This window comes from Pseudomonas sp. HLT2-19-2 (assembly GCF_054898005.1).
Window position 1 is genome coordinate 2,702,360 of record NZ_CM142712.1, and the last position, 26,731, is coordinate 2,729,090.

A 26,731-nucleotide genomic window follows, 5' to 3' on the forward strand; every position below is an offset into this window, starting at 1 on the left:
GGGGCGACGAGGGAAACCGGTCACAGGTCGGCCTCGTTCAGCTCGGCCATCAGCGCTTGCATTTCGTCATCAGACATACCCGAAGCGCTGAACTCGGTGCTGTCGGCTTGCGGTTCAGCGGCGACGGCGGCCAGTGGCTGTGCGACTTCGGCCATGGCGGCAATGGTCTGGCGCTCGAACACATGTTTGGCGGAGAGCGCGATGCCTTGCTCATGGGCCTGGGCCACCACTTGCAGGCTCAGGATCGAGTCGCCGCCGATGGCAAAGAAGTTCTCGGTGACGCTGACGGTCGACAGCTTCAAGACCTTGGCGACGATCGCTTGCAGGGTGGTTTCCAGCGCATTGCGCGGTTCTACGTGGGCGCCTTCGTCGAACTGGTCGGGGTCGGGCAATTGGCGGGTGTCGAGCTTGCCGTTGGGGGTGCGCGGGAAGGTCGGCAGGGTCAGCACCCGGGCCGGCACCATGTACGACGGCAGGCGTTCACCGAGGAAGCGCTTGATCGCTTCCGAGTCCGGCGCGTAGCCGTGAGCGGCCAGGATGTAGGCCAGCAGACGCTTGCCGGCGGCATGCTCTTGCACGATCACCGCGGCTTCGCGCACGTCGCTGTGGCTGCACAGTTGACGCTCGATTTCTCCGAGTTCGATGCGGTAGCCGCGCAACTTGACCTGATGGTCCTTGCGGCCGAGGAACGCCAGGCGCCCGTCCGCCAGCCAGCAGGCCAGATCGCCCGTGCGGTAGGCGCGGGTGCCATCGGCCAGGGTGACAAAGGCCTTGGCGGTTCCTTCGGGTTTGTTGCGATAACCGCACGCCAGGGTCGGGCCGGCGAGGACGATTTCCCCCGGTTCGCCGATGCCGCTGGTGATGCCGTATTCGTTCAGCACGCGCAGATCCATGCCGGCAATCGGGCGTCCGATGCTCAGCGTCTGGGCCGGGTCCAGCACTTCATAGGTGGCCCAGACCGTGGCTTCGGTGGGGCCGTATTCGTTCACCAGCCGGGCCTGTGGCAAGGTCTTGCTGTGCTGGGCGATCAACGAAGGAGGGCAAGCTTCACCGGCAACAATCCAGCACTCGAGGCTGTCGGCGCCACTGGCGCGCTGCAGTTGGTCGAGCAGGGCTTGATAGAGCGACGGCAGCGACAGACCGTGGCTGACCCGGTGCTGGGCAATCAGCTGCGCCAGTCGGGACATCTCAAGTTCTTCGCCAGTCGCTGGCAGCACCAGACGCCCGCCCTGGGCCAGCGTCCAGAAAATCCCGGCGACCGAGCTGTCGAAGGCAAACGATGACAGCAGCAGGTAGGCGCGCACCGGCGTCTCATAAGCGGCCATGCGCACTTGGGTCGAAAAGCTCAGGGCACCGTGGCTGATTTCCACGGCTTTCGGCGCGCCAGTGGAGCCGGAGGTGTAAATCAGATACGCCAGGTCGTCCGCGTGCGGTTCAGGCAACGGCGGCAGGTCGCTGGACTCGGGCGCCGTCAGGTCGTCGAGCACGAAGCGTTGCAGGCTGGCGGGCACGCTGTCGGCCAGTTCGGCGCTGACCACGATGTGCGCAATGGCACTGTCGGCGAGCATGTAGGCGCGGCGATCCGCCGGGTAGGTCGGATCAACCGGCACGTAAGCGCCACCGGCCTTCAACACTGCGAGCATGGCGACGATGGCGGCGTTACTGCGGGCGAACAGAATGCCGACGGGCACGCCCGGACCGATGCCAGCCGCCACCAGTTGATGGGCCAGATGAGTCGCGCAGGCATCGAGGCGGGCGTAACTCAGGTCGCCGTCCTTGTCGCTGAGGGCGATAGCGTTCGGCTGTTGGCGAACCTGACGAGCAATCAGCTCGACCAGGGTCACCGGTTCGATCGATGGCAAGCTCGGTTGGGCGCCGATAACATGTGCCTGAATCGGCCCGCTCAGTGATAGATGAGCCCAGGCTTGCTGCGGATCGGCCAGCGCGCCCAGCAGCAGTTGCACCCATTGCTCGGCGAGGCAGGCTGCTGCTTCGGCGCTTAACGTGTGACGGTCGTAAACCACGTGAGCGTGCAGGCTGTCGGGCAATTGGCGTACGTTTAGGCAGGCCTTCACCGGGTTCATTACCGCGCTGGCAAAACGTTCCTGGGCATCGCCCGAACGCCAGGCAAAGGCATAACCGCCATTGAGGTTCTGGGTGTAATAGTCCTGCCAGCCAACCGTCCGCTCGACCGTGGCGCCGACATGTTTGCTTTGCTCCAGCAGGGTGGTCTGGGCATCCAGATCGATGCGCACTGGCAGGCACTGCTCGAACAAGCCCAGCGCGCTTTCCAGTTCCGGGCCACGGCTTTCGTGGATCAGGGTGATCGGGACTTGCTGCTGGCCGGTCAACCGTCCAAGTACTGCGGCCCAGGCCGTCAGCATCAGGTTCGAGGTCAGCGCGGGGTGGCGGGCGAGATCAGCGGGCAACGCTACTTCCACTCGTGCCGGCGCAAACCCGTTGCCGGTTGCCGATTCAAGCGACAGTTGCAAAACCGGCTGCTCGCTTTCGCTCAGGGGTTTCCAGAAGTTCACGCCCGGATGGTCCGGCTCGTCTTCTGTCAGGCTCCAGCGCCACTCGGCGTAGTCGGCGTATTGCAGCGCTTCGGACAGATCCGGGGCGGCGTCTTGCAGCAGTGCAGCAGCCAGCAGTTTCAGGCTGGCAAGGTCTAAGTGGCTGCTGGCGGCGGCCAGATCCAGCACCGACTGTTCGTCCGCCAGTTGCACAAGGGTCACGCACAGCGGGTTTGTCCAGTCGCGGGCCTGTGCGGCAAGGCTGGTCAGCGCGGCGTCCTGATCGGCGGGGCTGTGTTTACGCAGATCCTGTACGGTCACGGGCAGGGCGCAGGTTTCGTGAATCACCTGCACCGGGTGACGCAGGCCCGGCACTGGCATCAGGTGCGTGCGCAGGATTTCACTGTCGGCCATCAGCGCCAGCAGGCGGCTGTTTAGCGCATCGAAGTCCACCGGCTGGGACAACGACCATTGCAAATGGCAACTGAACGGGTGTTCGGCCGTGCCGTTGATGTGCGGGTACACAGATGCCTGTTGCGGCGAAATACGAAAACCTTGGAGTCCGCTCATGTTCAACTCGACTAAAAATGGGGGTTAAACCTGGGCCATGGCAGAGGTGCCGAGGCTCGCTGACCGGTTGTCAGATGAGCCTCTTGCGAACAGCTGATACGCCCGTTGAAAGTCAGACGGCGACGTCGCTCGACAGCAGGGCTTCGGCCATGCCGGTCATGATTGCGCGCTTGCCGGTGAAGGGTTCGCGTCCGTGAATCGCAAGCATGTTGTCGATGAACAACACGTCGCCCTGTTGCCAGCTGAACCGCACCAGCGAGTCGAGGTAGGCCGCTCGCAGCGACTCCAGGACTTGCGGTTCGATCGCTTCGCCGTCGCCATAAAAGGTGTTGGTGGGCAGGTCGAGGTCGTTGAAGTTGCTTTGCAGCGAATCGCGGATCGCCGGGGGCAGGGTGCTGATGTGGAAGAAGGTCGCGTGGTTGAACCAGACTTCTTCGCCGGTACGCGGGTGACGCACCACGGCCGGCCCGCGCTGGCGGGTGCGCAGGCGATTGTTGTCTTTCCATTCCACGTCGATGCCGACGCTCGCGCAGTAGGCTTGCACTTCGCTGCGGTCTTCGGACTGGAACACGGTCTGCCACGGCAGGCCGAAACCGTCGCCGTAGTTGCGCACGTACAGCACGCCTTTTTCCCGGAACCGCGCTTCGATCTCGGGGCTGATATTCGCCTTCACGGCACGGGTCGAGCCAATCGGCGTTTCGCCGCCAGTCTCGGACGGGATGTGGCAGTAGAAGAACAGCCGCAGTGGGAAGCGTGGTGAATAGGAGTGTTCGTTGTGCGGGAAAATCATCTGGTCGGCCGGGTAGTCGGTCGAGGTGTAGATGTTGCCGCCGACCCGGGTCCGGGGCGAGGCGCGGAACATGTATTCCAGTGCGCCGGGGGAGAGGGCGGCGATGACCTGGTCGAATTGCTCCACGGACAACACCGAGAACCCGCGAAACAGCAGCGCGCCGTACTGCAGCAGTTTTTTCTCCAGAGACTCGCGTTCACGGCTCGCCCAGGCGACCAGATCGACACCGCTGACCGCCGGCTCGATCACCAGTGGCAAGGCATGGTCCGGGCTGAGCAGGCGCTCGCTGACCAGTTGCTGTTCCGAGACATTCATGGCTTTGCGGCGCACAACGCCGAGGGCGCGAGACGATGGGGGCACGATAGACATAAAGGCATCCAACTGGATTAATGGATCTGGGTTAAAGGGACAATGAGCGACGTTTGGTTTGCATCATCTGGCTGCGACCCGCCAGCGCTTGGGACTGTTGGCGTTCACGCTGGAAAGTCTGATCCCAAACGCCGAGCCGTTCGGCCAGCGCAGGCAGCGGTTCGTGCAACAGGCTTTGGGCTTCGTCCAACAGGCGCGTCCACAGGTGTTGCAGGCGCAGGGCGCGATCCTGATCGAAGTATTCGCCGCGGTACTTGAGGGTCGCGTCGATGCCTGCGGCGCCGTGAACCAGATCGAGCACCAAGTGGAAATCCCCCGGCGCCTGCGCCACGTCCAGAGCGGTCATGTGCGCGCCGGCGATATCGGTCGGCGTTACCCGTGACGGTTGATAGTTGAGCTTGACCTGAAACAGCGGCGAGTGACCCGCACGGCGCTCCGGCGCGAGCGCCGAAACCACCAGATCGAAAGGCAGGCCTTGATGTGCGTAGGCCAGTCGCGCTTCATCGCGCACCCGTTCAAGAAAACCGGCCAGTGTCGGTTCGCCGTGCAGGTCACAGCGCAGGGCCAGTTGGTTGACGAAGAAGCCAATGACGTCATTGTGTTCCGCCAGCGGACGGCCACTGACATCGGTGCCCAGCAGAAACTGTTGCTGTCCACTGAGTTGCTGGAGCACCAATTGATAGCTGGCCAGCAACAGCATGAACAGGGTCATGCCTTGCTCGCGGGCCATCGCTGCAAGGTGTTCGCAGGTTGCCTGGGGCACAGTGAAGTTCAGGCTGTGCTCGCCCTGGGTCTGGCCGCTACCACCCAGCTCGAGGGTTTGCGGCAAGTTTGCCAGATGCTCACGCCAGAAGTTTTGTTCCGTGGTGATCCGCTGTTTGCTCCAGTGCCGGGCTTCCCATTGGGCGAAATCCAGGTACTGCACCGGCAATTCAGCGTCGGCCGAGCCGGCCAGCTCCGCCAGCAGCACTTGCGCCGAGCGCCCGTCGAAGGCGATGTGGTGCAGGGTCAGCAGCAGGTCATGCTGCCCATCTTTAAGGCTGAGCAGTTGGGCGCGCAGCAGTGGCCCGGCCTCGAGGTTGATTGGCGTGGCGTGTTCGTTTGCCAGACAGTCGCTGAGTGCTTGCTGTTGCTGCGGCTCGCTCTGATCACGCAGATCGTCCCAGGTCAGCGGTACAGTCGTGGCTGGTAAAACCTGCTGCTGCGGCCCATCGACGCCATCGCGATACACCGTGCGCAGCACGCTGTGACGCTTGACCAGAGTGTTCAGGCGCAGCGCCAGGGTTTCGATGTCGAGCGGACCTTGCAGGCTCAGGTGCAACACCAGATTGTGCCGGGTGTCGTCCGGATTCAGTTGACGCAAGAACCACAGGCGACTTTGGGCGAATGATTGATGACTTTGGCTGACGTTCGTCCGCGTGGTCGAGGCGCTGGTCGTCGGCGCCGGCTCGCTCAGGAAACACTGCAAGGCCAGCGCCCATTCCGCCAGTGTTTGTTCGCCGAACAGGCTTTGTGTGTCCAGGTTCCAGCCCAGATCCTTGTGCAGGCGGGCGGCGAAGTCGGCCACGCTGATGGAGTCCAGACCGAGGCCGATCAGGCTGAGTTCACAGTCTGCTGTCAGGTACGGATTGACCTCGCGCAGGGTTTGCTCAAGCCACTGACGGCACGCGGCTTGCCCGGCTTGCCCGGTTTGCGGCGGCGCATTGCCCACGCGATGCTTCAGTTGAATGAGGTCAATGGTTTCGCTGTTTGAGGCGATCTGCCCACCGCTCTGGGCGATGATGCTTAACGAGCCCGCGGCCAGTTGTTTGCGAGCGCCTTGACGGGCGATCTTGCCGCTGGTGGTCATCGGGATGGTGCCGGCTTCCACCAGCACGATCTGATCGATACCGCAGTCGGCGGCTTCGCGCACGGCGTTTTGCATCGACGCAAACAGCGCCGGGTGATGAGCCGGGTCGACGAACTTGCGTTGAGGCTCGGCGACAATCACCAGTTTCTCGCGGCCCAGCACCGGGTCCATTTCCGAGAACGCGGCGATGCGCCCGGTGCGAATGCCCGGCTCGGAATCGGTAATGGCAAATTCGATGTCGTGGGGGTACAGGTTACGCCCATTGAGAATCAGCAAGTCCTTTAGCCGCCCGCAGATCACCACCTGGCCTTCGTGCATGAAACCCAGGTCGCCGGAGCGCAGGTAGTTGCCGGGCTCACCGACAATGCGCGCCTCAAAGGCTTCGCGACTGGCTTCGGGGTTTTTCCAATAGGCTTCGGCGTTGCTCGGGCCCCTAAGCCAGACTTCGCCGATGCGATCGGCAGCGCAGCGTTCATGGCTCTGCGGGTTGACGATGGCAATGCTGTGCAAGGCTTGCGGATAACCGCAGGCGACGAACTCCACGGCGGCGGCATCGGTGGCCGCCAACGCCACGCGACCGGTTTCCAGCACGGCCTTGTCCAGGCGCAACACCACCGGAAGTGCATCGGCCCGCGTGGCGCTGACGCACAATGTCGCTTCGGCCTGGCCATAACCGGGGCTGATTGCCAGAGGGTTGAGGCCGCAAGGGGCAAAGCGCTGGGCGAAGGCTTCGAGGGTGCCGGGGTGGATCGGTTCGGCACCATTGATTGCGTGTTGCCAGGCGCTCAAGTCGAGCTGTGCGATCAGGCTGTCGCTGACCACCCGGTTGCACAGCGCATAGGCGAAGTTGGGGGCGAAACTGGCGGTGGCGCGGTAGCGACTCAACGCCTGCAGCCAGGTCGACGGCGCGTTGACGAAGGTCTGCGAAGCCATCAGGTAGCAGGGCATGCCGCTGTAGAGCGGGGCCAGCATACCGCCGATCAGGCCCATGTCGTGGTATAGCGGCAGCCAGTTGACCATGCCGCCATGTTCATCGAAACCGTAGGCCTGACGCATCAGTTCGACGTTGGCGATCAGGTTGCGCTGACGTACTTCAACGCCTTTTGGCGTGCCGGTGGAGCCAGAGGTGTATTGCAGGAACGCCACGGTCGCGCCGTCGACGTCCGGGCGCGTCCACTGACTGGCCGGCGGCGTGCCCAGGTCGTGGACCGTCAGTACATCGACCTGGTTTTCCACCAGTTCCAGCAAACCCTGGCAGTGATCTGCAGGTGCGAGGATCAGCGACGGGGCAGCATCCACCACCACCTTGCGCACCCGGTCGAGGTGCCGCGGCTTGCGCGACGGTGGCGGGAACAACGGCACGGCGATCAGGCCGGCATATAAACAGGCGCAGAACGCACGGGCGTAATCGAGGCTGCTGGGCAGCATCAACAACACGCGATCGCCCGCTGCGTAGCGCGATTGCAGGGCGGCCGCGAGGGATCGGGACTGCTCGTGCAGTTGGGCAAAGGTCAGGGTTTCGCCGATCTCGACGCCGTCCTGCAGGAAATGCAGGGCAGCACGCTGCGGGAAGTGCAGGGCGTTGGCCTCCAGCACGTCGATCCAGTGATTGAATGAGAACATGGTGGAATTCACGCCATGGCAACGATGACTTTGCGGTCACCGGTGTAAGGATTGCGGCCGTGTGCGACCAGTCGATTGTCGAGCATCAGGATGTCGCCGGGTTGCCAGGGAAAACTGATGGCGGTCCGGCGATAGACCTCGCGCACGGTGTCGAGCACGTCGTCGGGAATCGCCGAGCCGTCGCCAAAGTAGACGTGGCGTGGCAGATTCTCTTCACCCACTGCCGCCAGCAGGCTGGCGCGTACACCCGGTTCGATGGCCGATACATGGAACAGGTGCGCCTGGTTGAACCAGACCCACTCACCGGTATCGGGATGCTGCAGCACGGCGGCGCAACGCTGGCGGGTGCGCAGGTCGCCATCGGCTTTCCATTCCCACTCGATGTCGTTGTCCTGGCAGTAGCGTTCAACCTGAGCGCGGTCTTCGGTGTTGAAGACTTTCTGCCAGGGCAGGTCCAGCGCGCCGCTGTAATTGCGCACATATAGAAGCTCGCGACTGGCGAACAGCTCGCGGATCTCGGCAGGCATGCGCTGGTAGATCAGGCGGCTGTCGGCAATCGGCGTTTCGCCGCCGGTTTCACTGGCCTTGATGCAGTGGAACCAGATGCGCGAAGGCCAAGGCCGGGTGTAGGCCTGCTCGTTGTGCAAGGGAATGAATTGATGGGCTGGGTATTCGGTGGAGCTATAGACCCCGGCAAAGACTTTGCTGCGCGGCGTGGAACCGAATTCGTAGCTGGCCAGCGGCGCGCCGAAACTGGCGGCGAAGCGCTTGAAGTCGATAGGCGTGGCGACAGTGAATCCTCGAAACAGCACGCCGCCAACGGTGGTCAGCGCCTGGGGCAGCGTGTCGCGAACCGACGCGTCGAGATCATGAATCGACTGTCCCGATGCCGCCTGCACTAGCACGGGTAACGACTGCTCGCTGCCATCCGCTGGAACAAGGGAAAAAAGCTCGGAACGCCGGCTCAGGTGTTCGATTGAGGTCATCCGCTGCGCATCCTTTTTATCTTTATTCGATCAGTCGGAGCGGCTTGGGCAGACCTTGAAAACGGGGCAGAGGTCGCCGGTGCAGAGCTCGACTGAATGTATTCGCTCTGATACACGGCGGCATATTAGTTGTTAATGAGATAGATTATCAATCTTATTCCTTTATTTTTTTTTTTGGATTAGACTCCGCCCCGCTGGCGCCGAGCAGCATTCAGCCAGCTGAAAAAAACAACAAATATCTGTCGGATGGGAGCGGGGCGTGAATTTCAAGAAAAATACAATTGCGTTGGCTGTGGGGTCAGCGGTGTGCCTGGCTAATAGCGCATGGGCGGCCGAACAGTCGAACACAATGGAGATCGCTCCGATCACGGTGTCCGGTGAAAAAATCAACCGCACCCTTGAGCAAACCCAGTCCAGCGTTGTGGTTGTCACCGAGCAGCAACTACGCGAGAAGGCCGACCACAGCCTGGTCGACGTGTTCGCCCGTACACCAGGTGTGTACAGCCAGGCCGGTAACGAAAACTGGGGGATTCGCGGTGTGCCGGTGTCCGGTTTCGACGACCAGGGCCCGGCGACCCTCAACGGCGCCGTATCGGTTTATGTCGACGGCGCCGTGCAGCCGAACCGCGCACTGACCCTCAGCCCGATCCCGCTCTGGGATGTAGAGCAGGTCGAAGTGTTCCTCGGCCCGCAGTCCACCACTCAGGGCCGAAATTCCCTGGCCGGTGCGGTGGTCATCCAGACCAAAAATCCAACCTTCCAGCCGACCTTCTCGGCGCGGACCAATGTGGGGACATATGGTGAGCGCGGAGCAGCCGTTGCTGGTGGCGGTTCGATCGTCGACGACAAGATCGCCGGACGCATCGCCGTGGATTCCCAGGAAGGTGACGGTTACATCGACAACATCGCACTCCACGATGACGCCAACCCCAATCGCACCAGTAATGCCCGTGGCAAGCTGCTGATCCTGCCCAACGACGATCTCGATGTGCTGCTGACCTACGCCCATAACGAACACCGTCAGGGCGACAACTCGGTCATGCGCGAAAACGACAAGATCCGTTACTACAAGGTATCGTCCGACACCAAGGCGTTCGACAACCTGAAGCAGGACACCGTCAGCGCCAAGGTCGACTATCGCCTGAACGATGATTGGTCCCTGACCAGCCTTACCGCCAATACCCGTTCGGACTACAGCAATCGTCTGGACTTCGACCAGACGGCTGAAGCCAACGAAGTCATTCTGCGCAAGCAGGACGGCGACCTGTTCAGTCAGGAGCTGCGCCTGAATTACAGCTCGGACACGGTGAAGAGCTTCGTCGGTGCCTACTATGGCCACAACACCAACAACTTCCACGACCAGTTGTTGTTCGATAACGAATTGTTCGCGACCGTCAAGGGCGACACGACGATTGAAAACAAAGCGGTCTTCGGTGAAATCGACTGGACGTTCGCCCCGCGTTGGACATTGATCACCGGTCTTCGTTACGACCACGAGACGAACGATACCAACGTCGATCAGGATGACTTCTCCAGCCCTGGGAAAGTCAGCAAGTCGTTTGATGCCGTGCTGCCGAAACTGGGCATCAACTATGAGCTGGCCAAGGGGCAGTACCTAGGATTCATGGTGCAGAAAGGCTATCGCGGCGGCGGCGTCAACGTCCGTGCAGGCGGCGGTCACGAGTCCTACGATCCTGAATACACCACAAACTACGAACTGTCGTACCGCGGTTCATTCTTCGATGAGACCCTGCGTACCCGCGCCAACCTGTACTACACCGACTGGAAAGACCAGCAGGTCAGTGTTCTGGACGACAACCGCGAGTTCGTACACATCTTCAATGCCGGTCGCAGTGATATCAAGGGCCTGGAAGTCTTCGTTGAAAAAGACATCACCGAACAGCTGACGCTGACCGCCGGTGGGGCTATCACCGATGGCAAGTACAAGGACTTCGTCGCGGGTGATGGCCAGGACAGGAGCGGCGAGTCGTTCCTCTATTCACCCAAGTACAAGATGTCGGTGGGTGGTACCTATCGCTGGGACGACCGCCTGACCTTCAACACGGACGTCACCTACCAGAGCACCACGCCGTCGGAATACCTGTTCGACGCGGACGGTCAGGTAACTGGCGAGCTCAAGAGCGACAACTATGTGCTGGTCAACTTCAACACCGAGTACAAGGTCACCAAGAACGTTGCAGTGTCCGGTTTCGTGAAAAACGCCTTCGACAAGGAATACGTCACCAACAACCGCAACGACGACATCATTGACGTCGGCGCGCCGCGCACGGTGGGTGTGGTTCTGCGTTACGACATGTAAACCGGTGGGCGCGGGGAGGCAGGCTCCCCGCGTTCGGTTTCAAGGTTTGTTGCTGTCTGGGACGTTCGTATTCAGGCAGCCCTGCTTCTTTCCAAAACCAGCCTCCCTGGAGGAAATCATGAATGCTTTTTCGAATGTCACAGCGGGTGGCGCGCAACAGCTACGCCTGTTGCATAGCGGTCTGTCGAGCCCTTACTGCCTTGATTCGACGCCAATGCTGGAACGCCAGCAACAGCAGGAATCAAATGCCCGCAGTTACCCTCGGCGCATTCCGCTGGTGCTCGAACGAGCCTATGGCATTTATGTGCAGGACAGTCGGGGGCAAGTGTTTGTCGATTGCCTGGCCGGTGCCGGAACCCTGGCGCTGGGCCACAACCATCCGGTGATTATCCAAGCCATCACCCAAGTCATGGCGGCCGGTGTGCCGATGCACACCCTGGACCTCATGACCCCGGTGAAGGATGCATTCGTACAAGAAATTTTTGGCTGTCTACCCACAGAATTCGCTCGCAATGCGCGCATCCAGTTTTGCGGTCCGAGCGGTGCCGATGCGGTCGAAGCGGCGCTCAAACTGACCCGCACCGCCACGGGCCGGCACTCGGTGCTGGCGTTTGAAGGGGCTTACCACGGCATGACACTGGGGACATTGGCCATTAGCGGCAACCTGTCGCCGAAAAATGCCCTCGGTGCGTTGATGCCAGGCGTACAGCGCCTGCCGTTCCCCCACGATTACCGTTGTCCGTTCGGTGTGGCCGGCGAGCAAGGCGTGACCTTGAACGTGCGCTACCTCGAGCATTTGCTCAATGATCCGGAAAGCGGCGTCACCGCACCTGCGGCAATGATTCTGGAACCGATCCAGGGCGAGGGCGGGGTGATTACCGCCCCGGACCGCTGGCTTCAGGAACTGCGCCGCTTGACCAAGGCCCATGGCATTCCGCTGATCGTCGACGAGATCCAGTGCGGCATCGCCCGCAGCGGCCGGATGTTCGGTTTCGAGCATTCCGGTATCACGCCGGACGTCATCACCTTGTCCAAGGCCATCGGTGGCGGTCTGCCGCTGTCGGTCATGGTCTACAACGATTCGCTGGATGTCTGGCAGCCAGGTGCCCACGCCGGCACTTTCCGTGGCAATCAGCTGGCGATGGCCGCTGGTACCGCGACCTTGCGTTTTATCCGCGATGAAGGCCTGGTGGCGCACGCCGAAACCGCTGGCGCGCACCTGCGCAAACAGTTGCAGATGCTGCAAAGCGAGTTCGCCTGGGTGGGCGATGTACGCGGTCGCGGCTTGATGCTCGGCATGGAAATCGTCGACCCGCAAGGCGCCCTCGACGTACAAGGTCATCCGCCGGTGGACGCTGCCCGGGCCAAGGCCTTCCAGCAGGCGTGCCTGAGGCACGGCCTGATCGTCGAGCTGGGCGGACGCCACGGTGCCACCGTGCGCTTCTTGCCGCCGTTGATCATTACCGAACAGGAAATCGATCTCGTCGCGCAAATCCTGTTCCAGGCGGCAAGTACGCTCAACGAGCACGCCGCGCGTTAATGATCTGCCGACGCACTGGCTTGTCGACATGGACCGGCAAGCACGTTTTTTTGAACAGGGACTGACAATGCGCAAGGCTTTAGCGACGATGAAACCCGCGTGGGTGCTGATTGCCTTACTGGCATTGAACGGATGTGGTGCTCAGGATCAGCCCTCTGAACACACTGCGTCACCGCCTCAGGTGAAGACGCTCACCGTGCAACCCCGACCGTTTGCCATGACCTCCGACCTGCCGGGCCGTATCGAACCGGTGCGCATCGCCGAGGTGCGTGCAAGGATTGCCGGTGTTGTGCTGACCCGACATTTTGAAGAGGGCAGCGACGTCAAGGCCGGTCAACTGCTGTTCAGCATCGACCCGGCGCCGCTCAAAGCCGCCTTAATGCGGGTCGAAGGCGCCTTGGCGAAAACCGAAGCCGATGTCTATCGCGCCAACGCTCATGTGCAGCGCTACAAACAACTGGTGGACATCAACGCCGTCAGTCCGCAGGTATTCGACGACGCGGTTTCCGATCTCAAGAGTGCCCAGGCCAACCGTCTGGCCGCTCAAGCCGATGTGGCGACTGCCCGACTTAACCTCGGTTACTGTCAGGTGCGTGCACCGATCAGTGGCCGTATCGGCCGTGCCCTGATCAGCGAGGGCGCATTGGTGGGGCAGGACGAAGCCACGCAGATGGCACGGATTCAGCAACTGGACCCGATTTACGCCGACTTCACCCAGTCCGTCGATCAGGTCGTGGCCTTGCAGCAAGCCGTGGCCAGCGGTCGTCTGACCCTCACCGGCGCGGGCGCCGCCCAGGTAACGGTGCAAGTTGGCACCCCGGCACAAACCCGACAAGGCAAGTTGATGTTTTCCGATATCTCCGTGGATAAGAGCACCGGTCAGGTGACATTACGCGGTGAGTTTCCCAACCCCGACAACGTGCTGTTGCCGGGAATGTACGTGCGCGTATTGGCGCCGGCCGGGGTCGATCCCCACGCGTTGTTTGTGCCGCAGAAAGCGCTGCATCGGGGTGTCGATGGCCAGGCCCGATTGATGCTGGTGGACGCCGAGGGTGTGGTGCGCGAACGCGTGGTCAGCACCGGCGCGATGCTCGGCTCCGATTGGCAGATCACCCAAGGGCTGTCGGCCGGTGAGCAAGTGGTGATCGAGCGGGCCGACAAACTCAGTGCCGGGACCCAGGTCAGCGTCATCACCTTGGCCGAACAGCAGGCCCGTCACTGAGGGCCTGACGCTTTACTCACGGTTGTCAGCCAGGATCATACCGATGCCCGATTTTTTTATTGATCGTCCGAACTTCGCCTGGGTCATCGCGTTGTTCATCGCGCTAGCGGGAGCGCTGACACTGGGCACCTTGCCGGTCAGCCAATACCCGGACGTCGCGCCGCCGCAAATCAGTGTCAGCGCCAGCTACCCCGGCGCCTCGGCGCAGATCATCAATCAGAACATCACCAGTCTGATCGAGGAGGAGCTTAACGGCCTGAAAGACTTGCTGTACTACGAGTCCAATAGCGCCAACGGCAGCGCCGAAACCACGATCACCTTCAAGCCGGGAACCGATCCCGACATGGCGCAGATCGATGTCCAGAACCGCTTGCAACGGGTGATTGGGCGGCTGCCTCAGGCCGTGATCGAGCAAGGCCTGAAAGTGGAACAGGTGCGCGCCAACTTCCTGATGATCTACGCCTTGTCGTATACCAATGGGCAGCAGGATTCTATCGGGCTGGCGGATTACGCCGCGCGGGGCATCAACAACGAAATTCGCCGCGTGGCCGGGGTGGGGCGGGTGCAGATGTACACCGCCGAACGCGCCATGCGCATCTGGGTCGATCCCGCCCGGCTGGTCGGCTACAACCTCTCGATGGCTGACGTGAGCAAAGCCATTGCCGCGCAGAACGTGCAGGTGCCTGCCGGCAGCGTGGGCGAACGTCCGGGGCCTGCCGAACAGCACATCACCGCCACCGTCATGGTGCAGGGGCAGCTCGAATCCGTGGAGGCGTTCGGCAACATTGTGCTGCGGGCCAATGACGACGGCTCCAGTGTCAGGATTCACGATGTGGCGCGGGTCGAACTGGGCCGTCAGGACTACCGCTTCGATGCTCGTCTAAACGGTAAACCCGCAGCGGCCATGTCGGTGCAGTTGGCGCCGGGCGCCAACGCGCTGCAAACGGCGGCCGCGATCAAGGCACGGCTCGACCAGCTCTCAAGCACATTGCCTGCGAACATGACCCTGAGTGTGCCCTATGACACCTCGTACTTTGTCGACGTGGCGATCAAGCAAGTCATCTACACGTTGATCGAAGCCATGGTGCTGGTGTTCCTGGTGATGCTGCTGTTTTTGCAGAACCTGCGATACACGCTGATCCCGGCGATCGTGGTCCCGGTCTGCTTGCTGGGTACCCTCGCGGTGATGGCCCCGCTGGGGTTTTCGATCAACATGATGACCCTGTTCGGCATGGTGTTGGCCATCGGCATTCTGGTGGACGACGCCATTGTCGTCGTGGAAAACGTCGAACGACTGATCACTCAAGAGCGGCTGTCGCCCAAAGACGCGACCCGCAAGGCGATGAAACAGATCGGCGGGGCGATTGTCGGCATCACGCTGGTGCTGGCGGCGGTGTTCCTGCCGCTGGCGTTCATGGGCGGTTCGGTAGGGGTGATCTACCAGCAGTTTTCCATGGCGCTGTCGGTATCGATTCTGTTCTCCGGGTTCCTGGCGCTGACCCTGACGCCGGCCCTGTGTGCAACGTTGCTCAAGCCCTTCGATCCGACGCATCAGGCCCGCCCCAACCGATGGGCGAATGCCTTCAATCGACGCTTCGATGCCTTGGCCCAGCGTTACGAACGGCTCAGTTCGAGCTGGGTCCGGCGCAGCACCCGCAGCATGTGCCTGTACCTGATGTTGCTATTGGTACTCGCATTCGCCTATCACCGATTGCCGTCCTCATTCATGCCGTCCGAGGATCAGGGCTACATCATCACGGATATCCAGCTGCCACCCGCGGCTTCAGCCTCGCGCACCGATGTGACGGTGCAAGCGTGGGAGCACTATGCCTTGGCGCAACCCGCCACGGACCAGGTGCTGGCGATCATGGGGTTCAGTTTCTCCGGGGTTGGGGCCAACGCGGCGTTGTCGTTTACTAGCCTCAAGGATTGGTCGGTTCGTGGAAGCGGGCAGGCCAGCGATGCGGTGGCTCGGCGCGCGAACGATGCTTTTGAAAACGTCGCCGACGGCACGCTGTTCAGCGTGGTGCCGCCACCGGTGGATGGCCTCGGCACCTCGAACGGTTTCGAATTACGGTTGCAGGATCTGGCGGGGCAGGGGCACGAAGCACTGTTGAGGGCCCGCACTCATTTGCTGGAGACGGCCAAGGCGTCGCCGGTGATCGACTACCTGATGGAGGACGGTCTGGCGGATGCGCCGCAAATCAATGTCAGCATCGACCGTGAAAAGGCCGAAGCCCTCGGTGTGAGTTTTGATGTGATCAGTTCGGCCTTGTCCACGGCGTTGGGCTCGGAGCAAATCAACGAATTCGCCAATCAGGGGAGGATGCAGCGAGTGATCGTTCAGGCGGACGGCATCAGTCGCCAGACGCCTGAAGCGCTGTTACGCCTGCAAGTGCCCAACCGGCAGAACCGATTGGTGCCACTGGAAGCCTTCAGTCGTTTCGAGTGGCAGGTCGGGCCGTTGCAAATCGCTCGCTACAACGGCTCAGCATCGCTACGTTTTTCCGGGGATGCCGCACCGGGTTACAGCACGGGCCAAGCGATGGAAGAACTGCAGAAAATCGCCCGTCGGCTACCGGCCGGTTTCAGCCTCGAATGGGCCGGGCTTTCCCTTCAGGAACAACAGGCCAGCGATCAAGTGCCGCTGCTGGTGGGGTTGTCGTTGATTGTGGTGCTGCTGGTACTGGTGGCGCTGTATGAAAGCTGGACCATTCCCCTTGCCGTGCTGTTGATCGTACCTGTCGGCATACTCGGTTCGGTGGCAGCGGTGACGGTCATGGGCATGCCCAATGACGTCTATTTCAAAGTGGGGCTGATCACGATCATTGGGCTTGCGGCGAAGAACGCGATTCTCATCGTCGAATTTGCCAAGGCGCTTCACGCTCAGGGCGCCAGCCTTGCGCAAGCGGCGGCTCAGGCAGCACGTCTGCGTTTTCGCCCGATCATCATGACGTCCCTGGCCTTTATCCTCGGCGTGGTGCCTCTGGCGATCGCCACCGGTGCGGGGGCTGCCAGCCAGCGAGCGATCGGCACAGGCGTGGTTGGTGGAATGCTCGCGGCAACAGTGCTCGGGGTCCTGTTCGTGCCGGTGTTTTTTGTCTGGGTGCTGTCCGTGGCAGATCGGTTGCGTAATCGTAATGTCGTTTTCACCGGGTCAACTCCGGAAGAGGGCGCGCGATGACATGGATCAGCAAATTTGCCGAAATTGTTCGGCCCTCAAGTTACATTTTGCGGACTCCGTTATGCAGCGTCACAAGGGCTAGGAGACTTCATTGATGTACCTGTATGGCCGGATGTAGTGGTCAACTAATCCCGGACAGGACGTTAACAGATGAAGGTAGAAGTCATGCACAAGCCCCATCTTCATCACGCACCGTTTGCTTAAGTCGCTTTTACAACGCCCTTTCAACGTTAAATCCATCAAAGTTCTCAAAACCACCCATCAACCCGGGCAGTTCGACTCGCGCGACAAGTCGCTGGAGCTACCAACATCTGTATACGGTTGATTAAGCGCTCCTGCTCCATTCGGCGCAACGCCGCGTCGTGTGCGGCGAGAGAGGTACCGCCGAACCGTCATAGCTTTCCTGGGTCACGTCAAGTACAGGAAGCGTCAGGCAGGCTTCGGTCCAGAGCGTGGTCATGATGAGCTAGCGGCGGCCGATTAGATAATGCCCGCTATGATCGGACGAAGGGAGCGAGCGGTAGGCATGTTGTTTTATCGCAAATACCTATTACTGTGCGCCGCATTCAAACAATCTAATACAGGGACCTAATCCATGTTTTTTCACCGTTGGAGCTACACCCTTCTAGGATCGCTGCTGCCGCAATTATGCATGGCCAGCACGCTTCCCATAAATCCTCAGAGCGAGAGCCTTTACCAGCAAGCCGTTCCGTATCTCCAAGAAGCGAATAACAAGCTCGAAGCATTACCGGTTGAATTTCCTACTGCAAACGAAGATGAAAAGAAGCGCTTGTTGGCCCGGGCCGAGGAAGCTGGTGCACTACTCAAGCCAGCGATCACTCTGCTCGAACAGGCAGCCGCGCTAGATCATCCCGTAGCCCAGTATCGTCTCGGACTGATCTACGTGATGCTGTATCCAAGCAAAGTAATTGAAGAGAAAGCTTGCCCGTTGTTTGAGCAAAGCCTTGCTCATGGCTTTGCTCCACCGGCACTTGGGATTGCATCCTGGTGTTTGGCGTTCACCAATACGCCCCAGTATCAAACAGCGTTGCAGTCAACAGAAGCCCGCATGCCGATCTATGAAAAATACTTTCCACAGCCTGCCGTGAAGCTTGAGTGCAGGCAGGAACAACCTGCTGGCATGGCCATGCAGTGGGGCAGCATTCGTGACTATCAAGCTGAAATTTACCGGTTGCTGGGAGACGGTAATCGCACGCAGCGACGGGAGTATTATCAGAAGGCTATCGATATCAATGAATGTTATAAAGCGAACAAACGCATGAAATTTCTTAAGCAATCTGACGCATGATACTGCTTGCATAATCAAATAAACACGCGGCGACACCCGTTGGATGCAAGCTTGAATGAAATCACGCGGGAGAAAAACACAATGTCCCTCTGCCTCAGAAATTTATCAGTCTTTGCTTTGGATCACCGCTATTGGCCGAAAGCTGGCTATCGAGAACGGTCAAAACACCCCACACATTTTGTTTCGAGCAATTTTATTTGAGCGGGACGTGGTGGTGTCGGAAGGGTAGGGTTGCGGAAATGGCTGAAAAGATGCGGAAACGATCCAGAAAGACCGGAGTGACAATTGCGAATCCCAGAAACGACAAAGCCCTGAATAATCAGGGCTTTGTCGGTACAAATATGGCGGAGGCGATGGGATTCGAACTCATGGACCTGTTACAGTCGACGGTTTTCAAGACCGTTGCCTTAAACCACTCGGCCACACCTCCGTTTGCGTTGCGGGCGCCATAATACCTGAATGAAACACACTGTCAAACTCTCTCCATAGCTTGTTACAGAGCGTCTGTTATGATCTTTGCGACTGAACGTTTCAAACCAACAGGAGTGTCGCCATGCGCGAACAGGATTACGCAGTTAATAACAGCGTGCAGGCTGAGCAGCTAGAGGTTAGCCGCGTCCTGCGCAACACTTACGGCTTACTCGCTCTCACCCTCGCATTCAGCGGCGTGATGGCGTTTGTCGCTCAGCAGATGCGTGTTGGCTACCCGAACATTTTCGTGGTGCTGATCGGTTTCTACGGCCTTTTCTTCCTCACCAACAAGCTACGCGATTCGGCCTGGGGCCTGGTGTCGGCATTTGCCCTGACCGGTTTCATGGGGTTCTTGCTCGGCCCGATCCTCAACCGCTACCTGGGTATGCAGGGCGGTGCTGAAGTCGTCAGCTCGGCCTTCGCGATGACTGCGCTGGTATTCGGTGGTCTGTCGGCCTATGTGCTGATTTCCCGCAAGGACATGAGTTTCCTCAGTGGCTTCATCACTGCGGGTTTCTTCGTGTTGCTGGGCGCGGTAGTTGCCAGCTTCTTCTTCCAAATCAGCGGTCTGCAACTGGCGATCAGCGCAGGTTTCGTGCTGTTCTCCTCGGTCTGCATTCTGTTCCAGACCAGCGCCATCATTCACGGCGGTGAGCGCAACTACATCATGGCGACCATCAGCCTGTATGTATCGATCTACAACCTGTTCGTCAGCTTGTTGCAGTTGTTTGGCATCATGAGCCGTGATGATTAATCGTCAGCCTTGAGGAAAAACCCGCTTCGGCGGGTTTTTTCTTGCCTGCGATTTGAGTAAAGGCTCACGCCATCGGTGGCAGTCGGCGCTTGACCGGGGTTTTCTTGACGATCGCCGTGTTGGTTTCGGCGTGGGTGTTGAGGCGGTCGAGCAGGGTGTCCAGTTGTTCCATCGAGCGTACATGCAGACGGGCGATGAAACAGTCGTCGCCGGTGACCTTGTCGCATTCGGTGAATTCAGGGATGGCCTGGATCTGCCGCTCCACTTCCTGCAACTGGCCCGGCAGCGGGCGAATACGGACGATGGCCTGGAGTTGATAGCCAAAGCATTTGGGGTCGATCTCGACGGTATAGCCTTTGAGCACGCCACGCTCTTCGAGGCGGCGCAAACGCTCGGCGACGCTGGGCGAAGACAGGCCGCTGATTTGCGCCAAGGCCTTGAGCGAGCGGCGTGAGTCTTCCATCAATGCCGTAATCAGCACTTGGTCGATATCATCGGTCATGACGAAACCCCTATTAGGCAATTAATTCAAACCGCCTTGAAAAAAAAGGCAGATGCCAAGTTTAGCCTGCTTTTTGCGCTGGAGAAGCTCCCCGGCGGATTGGCATACTTTGGGCTTAAACACAGGAGTCTGATGATGGACAAAACAATACGTCACGGGTCATTTGAAATGACCGCCGCCATGCTGATTTCCGGGACCATAGGCTGGTTCGTGCTGGTGTCTGGGCAACCGGTGCTGGACGTGGTGTTTTGGCGTTGCGTGTTCGGCGCCGGCACGTTGTTGCTGATTTGCGCGGCGTTCGGCTTCCTCCGTCCTGGCATTCTGACCCGCACTACGTTCTTGCTGGCCGTGCTCAGTGGCGTGGCGATTGTCGGCAACTGGGTGCTGTTGTTTGCTTCTTACTCCCGTGCCTCGATTGCCATCGGCACGGCGGTATACAACGTTCAGCCGTTCATGTTGGTGGGGCTGGCCGCATTGTTCCTCAACGAGAAAATCACCCTGCAGAAACTCTTCTGGCTGGGCATCTCGTTTCTCGGAATGCTGGCGATTGTCAGCGCTCATGGCGGGCAGGGCGAGAGCGGCAATGATTATCTGGTGGGAATCGCTCTGGCGCTGGGGGCGGCATTCCTTTACGCGATTGCCGCGTTGATCATCAAACGCCTGACCGGTACACCGCCGCATCTGATCGCGCTGATTCAGGTTCTTACCGGCGTGCTGTTACTCGCGCCATTCGCGCACTTTTCGTCACTGCCGCAAGCGCCGAGCGCGTGGGCCAGTCTCGTGACCCTGGGCATCGTCCACACTGGCGTGATGTACGTGCTGCTCTACGGCGCGATTCAAAAACTGCCGACGGCGCTGACCGGTGCGCTGTCATTCATCTACCCGATTGCGGCGATTTTCGTTGACTGGTTTGCTTTCGGCCATCGCCTGGAGCCGCTGCAATGGATCGGTGTCGCCGCGATTCTGTTGGCCGCTGCCGGCATGCAACAAGGCTGGAGCCTGAAGTTTCGTCGAGCGGCAACGCAATAAACCGGCGTCAGATGTTCCATCGAGGCGCGGTCTTGGCCAGTCGCTGGCGCATCTCGCCGATGTTGCTGGCCAACTGTCGGACCAACAACCGGTAACCATCCAGAGGGTTGTAAACCGGTGCGGCCAGGCTTGAATCCGACGGCAGTTCGACAGGTCGATTAATCCGCTGGGACGCACCGGATTTCAGCGCCCGGGCCATACCGATAAGTTGCACCCGGATCAACCGATGTTCGGCTTTCAAAGCCGATTGCAAATGGGCCATGGCGTCCGCGTCACTGGTATCCGGTCGGGTGTTGCCGAGGATTTCCAGGGTGCAACCCCAGCGACACGCGCACCGCGTGGATCACTCTGGCGTGGCGATAGCGCCGATACGGGTCCAGCAGCGGACGCAGCAGTCGACGCAACAGCGGTGGCAGTCGATTGGCTCTGAATGTGCTCAGGCTCGGTCTCCTCAGAAGATGTAATCGGTGGTCAGGAAACTCGAACTGCGTCCGCTGATGATCTCGCTGATGAGTTCTTTGTTGGTTTCCTGGAACTTGGTCGCCACCAGTGTGCGGATCGAAAACACCCGCAGCGCATCATGCACCGACAGCGTGCCTTCGGCGGAGTTCTTGCGGCCGTTGAACGGGAAGGTATCCGGGCCGCGCTGGCACTGGGCGTTGAGGTTGATCCGGCCGACCTGGTTGGCGAAGGTGTCCACCAGTCGGCCGACCGCCACCGGGTTGGTGCCGAAGATACTCAGTTGCTGGCCGAAGTCCGATTCCAGGACGTAATCGATCACCGTGTCCAGATGCCGGTAAGGCACGATCGGGACGACCGGGCCGAACTGTTCTTCCTGATAGACGCGCATCTGCGGCGTCACCGGGTACAGCACGGCGGGGTAGAAGAACGAAGCGCGGGCTTCACCGCCGTTGGGGTTGACCACGGTGGCGCCTTTGCCGACGGCATCTGCGACCAGCGAGTGCAGGTAATCGACCTTGCTCGCTTCCGGCAACGGCGTCAGCGCCACGCCGCTGTCCCACGGCATGCCGGGTTTGAGACTGGCGAGTTTGGCGTTGAATTTCTCGATGAAAGCCTCGACCACGTCTTCATGGACGAAGAGAATTTTCAGCGCGGTGCAGCGCTGACCATTGAACGACAGCGAGCCGGTGAGCGCTTCGCTGACCGCGTTGTCCAGATCCACCTCAGGCAGCACGATGCCGGGGTTTTTCGCATCCAGGCCCAACGCCGCGCGCAAGCGGTGCGGTTTTGGATGAAGTTTTTTCAGGTCGCTGGCAGCCTTGTTGGTGCCAATGAACGCAAAGATATCAATCTTGTCGCTGGCCATCAGCGCGCTGACGGTCTCGCGGCCGCTGCCGTAGATCACGTTGATCACCCCGGCCGGGAAGCTGTCGCGGAATGCTTCCAGCAGCGGGCGAATCAACAGCACGCCCAGCTTGGCCGGTTTGAACACCACGGTGTTGCCCATGATCAGTGCCGGGATCAGCGTGGTGAAGGTTTCGTTCAGCGGGTAGTTGTAAGGTCCCATGCACAATGCCACACCCAGCGGTACGCGACGGATCTGGCCGAGGGTGTCCTGTTCCAGTTCGAAGCGGCTGGAGCGGCGGTCGAGCTCCTTGAGCGCGTTGATGGTGTCGACAATGTAATCGCAGGTGCGGTCGAACTCTTTTTCCGAGTCCTTGAGGTTCTTGCCGATTTCCCACATCAGCAGCTTGACCACGGCTTCGCGCTGTTCACGCATGCGCGCCAGGAAAGCTTCGACGTGCTGGATGCGCTCGGCCACGCGCATCGTCGGCCACAGACCCTGGCCCCGGTCATAGGCACGGACGGCGGCGTCGAGGGCGGTCAATGCGGTGTCGGCGTCGAGCAGCGGCGTGCTGCCGAGGATCACTTGTTCATCGCCATTTTCACCCGTCAAGTACACCGGGCTGCGGACTTGGGCGAGGGGCCCGGGCCAGGTTTTCAGCTCGCCGTCGACCAGGTATTCACGCTGTTCGGTCTGGCCGTCGAGGCGGTACTTTTCCGGTATGTCGGTGGAGTCGGGAAACAAGTTGCCAAGGATGTGTTCTGTGGTCATGTCGCTACCCCGTGTGTGGTGTAAGCCATGCACTAGCGGCGTGCAGTTCGCAATTGACTTGAAAGGTTATACGCCTTAATGACTCGATTTTTTAACTGCAATCAAGCGCAAATGGGCAGAGCAGAGGGGTGATGGTCTGGATCTTGTGTCCCAAGCGTAGATGCCCTGGAGGGTTATGAACGGATCATTCACGCGGGCGACATCGGCAACCCCGACATTCTCGTTCATCAAGCTGGTGATCACCGGCCATTCGTTCACCACTGCCTCCAGGAAACATTTAGACATAAAATATACGACTGACGCCCTCCGTACGTCGCTTGCAAAGGCTCTACCTCCTACCTTTACTGTTACCGAACGTCAGAGTAATACCTCATCAAATATGTCTTTCATATCAAGGTTTAAGCACGCCTTTTGAAATTCCGCCTGAATCTTTTTCTGATCTACCACCAGAAAATTCAAAGGATGATGAAGAAATGAAAGGGGACTTGGCGGCAGTTATCCGAAGACTCGTATCTCCTTCAATGCGGTATGAGATAAGAAACGCTTCAAACTGGTTGCGAGACATCCTTGGACGGGCTTGTTTCTGGCGCTGGGAAATTGCCAGGTTCAGACTGCAGAGCGAAAGTCCTTACGAATTCCTCTATATCGGTAGGAAAAAGCAGCGGGAGATGGCAAAGCTTCTCATAGGGGGGAAGTCCCAAGGGAATACCCCTATGGCCGGTGACGAACCGGAACCTGCCGCGTCGAATCATGTGGTAGTGGTCAGTGAAATGCCGACCTCGGGGGCCTTGTATGTACCCTTGTATCTGAGTGCCGTCGTACCGCTGGGGCGATCCATTGAGGAGATCACCACAAAATACGATAGCGAGTTGCGTCGAAATATACGCAAGAACCGACCGCGCTACCGAATGAGACAGACGCTGCTGGATGAAGAAATTGAAAAGGCAGACAGGGAAATGCTTCGGCCTTATGCCACGGCAAGGCAAGGCATCCACGCTGCGCAATTTGCCACGCAGGAGGTTTTCAGGATAGCCAAGACTGTGGGCCGGCTCGACTTGATAATGCTGGAGGACGAAGTTGTTGCCTGCCACCTTGGCTGCGTCATAACTCGGGGTGGAAAGCGCTACTGGAGCACACTACGTTTCGGCTATACCGAGGCGATTTTTTCAGATGCCAAAAGACTGCGAGAAGTCAATTCGATCACCACTTTCATGGCGCTTGAATGGGCGATCGATCATGGCTTCGATTATTACGACATCGGTCTTTGCGTGGCACGGCCGGATGACGGTCTTCTGAAATGGAAAAGAAGGCGCGGCGGTGATATTGATTCGTTGGGAAACCACGCTTATATGTTTGTCCGGCTGCCCAAGACCGGTACAGCCAAATTCCTCTGGGACACACCGCTATTCGCCGTCGAAGGGAAGGAATTGACCCTGCACCTTGGCTTACCGGACGGGCCAAGCGATGAGGAGGTCGCCAGCCGCTATCATGAAATGGTCTTTGGCGGGCTGCACAAAATTTATCTCTATTGCGCACAGAGCTCGGGCGAACAGTTCCTCGAAACCTTGCGCAGTCGCTATGCCAGTCTGCAGACCCCACCCATCATGCACAGGATTGCATCCAGCTGAGCCATTTCCAGAACTGAAATTACAGCGCTTCGCGCCTGACTATTGACCCTGTCCCGCAGGGAGGACTTTTCATGGATAGCGATGTCTCGGAATTAAGCACTGCGACCGCTGGCAATCGAAAAAAATGGACCCTTGCCGCCTACAGTTATATGGCGAGAAAAAGGCTGGCACGCAAGGCGGAGATCAACTTGAAAAGCCTGGCGGTTAAAAGCTGGGATATTGCGCCGGGCGGGATATCGCATTCGCCGCCGGCTATCTTCCTGCCCGGTCAAATGGAACGTGTGACAGGATGGGAGGCGAAGCGCTTTTATCCTTTCGAGCATCCCGCTCGCACCATGGAAGGGCTGGGTGACGTGGTACAAGGCCCGACCCGTGGCTACTTGATCAAGGATGTCTGGCTGATCGATGGCGCGCTCTACAAGGACAAGGCAAGTCTGTGGTTGTCTCTCAAACCCGGAATGTTCCCGCGAATTCTCGTGGAAAACGAGATCGAGCGCGGTGCCGCTTACTGCACGCAAAATGGAAATACATGGTTTGGCACATGGTTGATGGAAGACTGCCCGACCTATTCGTTGGCCTGCGACGAAGGCGTCCCGGTGACCACCGCGCCATCCGCCAGGTTTCCCCTATTTACCCAGGCCCCCGCGTATGAGAACTGGTTTGGCATGAAACCGGTTCGCTTGAGCGGTGCGTTTTTTCGTGAGCTCGTGTTATTCGACGATGTGAGCAACAATCGAAGCAGGCATTTACGTTTCCGTGCCATGGGTGAAAAGCTACTGTCGCACGTGCGCTATGAGTCTCACCCTGGCGTGTTCATTCTCCGGGGTGGCGACGGTGACTTGCGCTTTTTGCGCAATGAAATTGAGCTCGCTGAGCATCTGCGCAAGAGTAGGGGGTTTCGCATCATCGATCCTTTGAAAACCGATGTCCCGACCATAGTGGCGACGTGTGCCGGGGCGCGGACCGTGGTGGGGGTCGAAGGGAGCCAGTTAGTACATGGTGTCAATGTACTCCGGGAGGGTGGTTCGTTGCTGGCACTGCAACCGCCGAACCGTTTCGTCAGCTACTTCAAGTACCTGACGGATCGCGATAACCAGAATTTTGGCTTTGTGGTCGGAACGCCAGAGGGCGATGGCTTCAAAATCGACATTCAAGAGGTTGAGCGCACACTGGACCTGTTCCCATCATGACGGCCGCCTAGAAAAGTCAGCCCATGGGCGTGAATAACCGGGTGTGGGGCTCACCCCCGTTGCTCGGCCACCAACAGCAACGACTGCGGCACAGGACTTTGCGGGTGCTGCGGCTCCTGCAGGCTGGCCAGCCGAAAACCGGCCATGTCCAGCGCATTAAGCCAGCTGGACAAGGTGCGCAGGTACCACGGCATGGGTTGCCACTGCCCTTTGAACCCAGCGAAGGTCTCTTCCCGCCAACCATCCTGATAGTCGCCCGCCGCCGCGGTCCACGGATGCAGCGTCTGGATTACCAGCACGCCGCCAGGGGCGAGCAGGCCGTTCATGGCGGCGAGCAGAGGGATGATGTCCTGATGCAGCAGGGCGAAGTTGGCGCAGATCAGGTCGTAGTCGCTGCCGATGTCCACCTTCGCCTCCACCAACGCTTCATAGCTCGCCAAATGCACCTGCGAAGAACCCGCCGCCCGAGCCGCCTCGACTAGCGTCGCATCGCCATCCACACCGACCGCCTCGATGCCGCGTTTAGCCAGCGCACGCAACAGCCAGCCCTCGCCGCAACCCAGGTCGAGCACACGCTCGGGCTGGCGGCTTAGTAAAGCCAGCAGGATTGCCTGGTCGGTGACTTTGAGGCGGCTTTCAATGGTGCCGGTGCGGATGGCTTCAATCCAGGATTGGGCGTTGTGGTGCCAACTTTGGAGGAGGGTAGATTCGGAGGCGGGCATTTCGATCTCCGCAGTTATTGGTTGGATGGAAGGAAGGATAGGATATCTGCTGGTGGATCGGACCTTATCGGTGACGCTTTACC

General features: G+C 59.7%; 17 protein-coding genes, 1 tRNA gene and 2 pseudogenes. 9 read left to right on the forward strand and 11 right to left on the reverse strand.

Annotation, left to right across the window (positions count from 1 at the left end):
* Window positions 1-20 precede the first annotated feature (20 nt).
* The 4 genes from ACYZTU_RS12600 to ACYZTU_RS12615 form a co-directional block, all read right to left on the reverse strand.
* On the reverse strand, window positions 21-3,083 hold the full coding sequence (locus tag ACYZTU_RS12600) for a non-ribosomal peptide synthetase (RefSeq protein WP_461970557.1): 3,063 nt from the start codon (window positions 3,081-3,083) through the stop codon (window positions 21-23).
* A gap of 112 nt (window positions 3,084-3,195) precedes the next feature.
* Window positions 3,196-4,242, reverse strand: a complete 1,047-nt coding sequence (locus tag ACYZTU_RS12605; RefSeq protein WP_461970559.1) for a TauD/TfdA family dioxygenase — start codon at window positions 4,240-4,242, stop codon at window positions 3,196-3,198.
* A gap of 31 nt (window positions 4,243-4,273) precedes the next feature.
* Window positions 4,274-7,714: a condensation domain-containing protein gene (locus ACYZTU_RS12610; RefSeq protein WP_461970561.1), complete on the reverse strand. Its 3,441-nt coding sequence runs from the start codon at window positions 7,712-7,714 to the stop codon at window positions 4,274-4,276.
* A gap of 8 nt (window positions 7,715-7,722) precedes the next feature.
* A complete protein-coding gene (locus ACYZTU_RS12615) occupies window positions 7,723-8,700 on the reverse strand; it encodes a TauD/TfdA family dioxygenase (protein WP_461970563.1) in 978 nt (325 codons plus the stop codon).
* A 259-nt stretch (window positions 8,701-8,959) separates the two neighbouring features.
* Between ACYZTU_RS12615 and ACYZTU_RS12620 the strand changes: the two genes are divergently transcribed.
* From ACYZTU_RS12620 to ACYZTU_RS12635, 4 genes are all read left to right on the forward strand, one after another.
* Window positions 8,960-11,020 carry a TonB-dependent receptor gene (locus tag ACYZTU_RS12620; RefSeq protein WP_461970564.1) on the forward strand — a complete coding sequence of 687 codons (2,061 nt, stop codon included), beginning with the start codon at window positions 8,960-8,962 and terminating at the stop codon, window positions 11,018-11,020.
* 118 nt (window positions 11,021-11,138) lie between these two features.
* Window positions 11,139-12,560 carry a diaminobutyrate--2-oxoglutarate transaminase gene (locus tag ACYZTU_RS12625; protein ID WP_461970566.1) on the forward strand — a complete coding sequence of 474 codons (1,422 nt, stop codon included), beginning with the start codon at window positions 11,139-11,141 and terminating at the stop codon, window positions 12,558-12,560.
* 67 nt (window positions 12,561-12,627) lie between these two features.
* Window positions 12,628-13,782, forward strand: a complete 1,155-nt coding sequence (locus tag ACYZTU_RS12630) for an efflux RND transporter periplasmic adaptor subunit (protein WP_461970568.1) — start codon at window positions 12,628-12,630, stop codon at window positions 13,780-13,782.
* 43 nt (window positions 13,783-13,825) lie between these two features.
* Entirely contained in the window at window positions 13,826-16,966 is a 3,141-nt protein-coding gene (locus ACYZTU_RS12635) for a multidrug efflux RND transporter permease subunit (RefSeq protein WP_461970570.1), read from the forward strand.
* 211 nt (window positions 16,967-17,177) lie between these two features.
* Here the strand turns inward: ACYZTU_RS12635 and ACYZTU_RS12640 are convergent.
* Window positions 17,178-17,432: pseudogene (locus ACYZTU_RS12640) on the reverse strand (cysteine hydrolase family protein); the annotation flags it as partial.
* Between the two features lie 129 nt (window positions 17,433-17,561).
* Here ACYZTU_RS12640 and ACYZTU_RS12645 point away from each other — a divergent pair.
* Complete coding sequence (locus ACYZTU_RS12645; protein ID WP_461970572.1) at window positions 17,562-18,275, forward strand: hypothetical protein; 714 nt, start codon at window positions 17,562-17,564, stop codon at window positions 18,273-18,275.
* A 342-nt stretch (window positions 18,276-18,617) separates the two neighbouring features.
* Here ACYZTU_RS12645 and ACYZTU_RS12650 read toward each other — a convergent pair.
* Window positions 18,618-18,705, reverse strand: a tRNA-Ser gene (locus ACYZTU_RS12650).
* Between the two features lie 123 nt (window positions 18,706-18,828).
* Between ACYZTU_RS12650 and ACYZTU_RS12655 the strand changes: the two genes are divergently transcribed.
* Window positions 18,829-19,500 carry a Bax inhibitor-1/YccA family protein gene (locus tag ACYZTU_RS12655; protein ID WP_042609827.1) on the forward strand — a complete coding sequence of 224 codons (672 nt, stop codon included), beginning with the start codon at window positions 18,829-18,831 and terminating at the stop codon, window positions 19,498-19,500.
* Between the two features lie 64 nt (window positions 19,501-19,564).
* Here the strand turns inward: ACYZTU_RS12655 and ACYZTU_RS12660 are convergent, their stop codons facing one another.
* Entirely contained in the window at window positions 19,565-20,002 is a 438-nt protein-coding gene (locus tag ACYZTU_RS12660; RefSeq protein ID WP_008155029.1) for an Lrp/AsnC family transcriptional regulator, read from the reverse strand.
* Between the two features lie 135 nt (window positions 20,003-20,137).
* Between ACYZTU_RS12660 and ACYZTU_RS12665 the strand changes: the two genes are divergently transcribed.
* The gene (locus tag ACYZTU_RS12665; protein WP_461970574.1) at window positions 20,138-21,031 is read left to right on the forward strand and encodes a DMT family transporter; all 894 of its coding nucleotides are present in this window, start codon (window positions 20,138-20,140) and stop codon (window positions 21,029-21,031) included.
* Window positions 21,032-21,038: 7 nt separating this feature from the next.
* Here the strand turns inward: ACYZTU_RS12665 and ACYZTU_RS12670 are convergent.
* From ACYZTU_RS12670 to ACYZTU_RS12680, 3 genes and pseudogenes are all read right to left on the reverse strand, one after another.
* A pseudogene (locus tag ACYZTU_RS12670) lies at window positions 21,039-21,344 on the reverse strand (FUSC family protein); the annotation flags it as partial.
* A gap of 138 nt (window positions 21,345-21,482) precedes the next feature.
* Entirely contained in the window at window positions 21,483-23,108 is a 1,626-nt protein-coding gene (locus tag ACYZTU_RS12675; protein WP_461970576.1) for an NADP-dependent glyceraldehyde-3-phosphate dehydrogenase, read from the reverse strand.
* A gap of 75 nt (window positions 23,109-23,183) precedes the next feature.
* Complete coding sequence (locus ACYZTU_RS12680; RefSeq protein WP_461970578.1) at window positions 23,184-23,366, reverse strand: hypothetical protein; 183 nt, start codon at window positions 23,364-23,366, stop codon at window positions 23,184-23,186.
* Window positions 23,367-23,581: 215 nt separating this feature from the next.
* On the opposite strand from ACYZTU_RS12680, the gene ACYZTU_RS12685 reads away from it, so the two are divergent.
* Both ACYZTU_RS12685 and ACYZTU_RS12690 read left to right on the forward strand, forming a co-directional pair.
* A complete protein-coding gene (locus ACYZTU_RS12685) occupies window positions 23,582-24,736 on the forward strand; it encodes a hypothetical protein (protein WP_461970580.1) in 1,155 nt (384 codons plus the stop codon).
* 71 nt (window positions 24,737-24,807) lie between these two features.
* A complete protein-coding gene (locus ACYZTU_RS12690) occupies window positions 24,808-25,926 on the forward strand; it encodes a glycosyltransferase 61 family protein (RefSeq protein WP_461970582.1) in 1,119 nt (372 codons plus the stop codon).
* Between the two features lie 50 nt (window positions 25,927-25,976).
* On the opposite strand, the gene ACYZTU_RS12695 is transcribed toward ACYZTU_RS12690, so the two are convergent.
* Complete coding sequence (locus ACYZTU_RS12695; protein WP_461970584.1) at window positions 25,977-26,648, reverse strand: class I SAM-dependent methyltransferase; 672 nt, start codon at window positions 26,646-26,648, stop codon at window positions 25,977-25,979.
* Window positions 26,649-26,731: the final 83 nt, after the last annotated feature.